The sequence below is a fragment of the Massilia sp. CCM 8734 genome (genome assembly GCF_011682155.1).
In the GTDB taxonomy this organism is placed as follows: Bacteria; Pseudomonadota; Gammaproteobacteria; order Burkholderiales; family Burkholderiaceae_D; genus Telluria_A; species Telluria_A rubra.
Window position 1 is genome coordinate 1 of record NZ_WHJI01000154.1, and the last position, 847, is coordinate 847.

2 pseudogenes are annotated in these 847 nt (G+C 67.8%); both read right to left on the bottom strand.

Going from position 1 to position 847, the window contains the following annotated elements:
* Positions 1-304 (bottom strand): annotated as a pseudogene (locus F2P46_RS35985) (hypothetical protein); the annotation flags it as partial.
* Between the two features lie 37 nt (positions 305-341).
* Positions 342-847: pseudogene (locus F2P46_RS35990) on the bottom strand (hypothetical protein); the annotation flags it as partial.

The window sequence follows — 847 nt, forward strand, 5'->3', positions numbered from 1 at the left end:
CGTCGCCGCCGGCCACCGCCGCCAGCAGCGGGCTGATGCCGGCGTGGCAGATGTTGGGGTCGTCGCCCGCATTGAGCAGTTTTTTCAGCAAGGCGTGGCGGTCCTTGCCCAAGGCCATGAAAATGCGTGGGGCGGCGCCGGGCCGGAAGCTGCGCGCGGTATCCTGGAAAGCGTCTCCGCTGGTCGGCGCGTCCGTGCAGCGCATGGCGGCGCTGGCTGGCTGGCGTACCGGGGCCTTGGCCTGGGCTGGGGCAATGGTGACGAGCATGGCGAGCAAGGCCGCTCCGGCCATCGGGCGCATCACCGCGCGCCTCCTTTGATGTAGTCGGCCTGTGCCTGGTTCAATAGGCGCTTGACCGAGTCGTACTTGGCCTGGCTGAGCAGATGCCGCGCCGTCTCCAGCTGGTCCAGCGACAGCACGCCGTTCGCGTACATCTTGTCCATTTCCGTGCGCAGCTTGATGATGGCGAACGAGGACTGACTTCCGGATTGAGCGCGGCCACCATCACATCAAGCACGGGGCCGACCGAGCGCACCACGGCGGTGCCTTTGGCGGCGCGCAACGCGGCCTGGCTGCCGGCCATGTCCTTGGCGGTCTTGGCCGAGGCCGCGTCGACCAGGGCGCCTTCGGCCTGCATGTACTGGCCGAGCCGGGAGTTGGAGTAGGTCGGGGTCCTGGTGACCAGGGTGCAGGCCTGGTCGCCGAGCACGTCGGCGTACGGGCCGTAGCGGTCGCGCTTCATCAAGTCCTTGAGCGTGCTTTCCATCCACTTTTCCATGCTGCCGCCGAACTTGCCGTTGGCCATGCCGGCCGAGGCGCCCATGATGTTGGCGGCGGCTTTCAAGC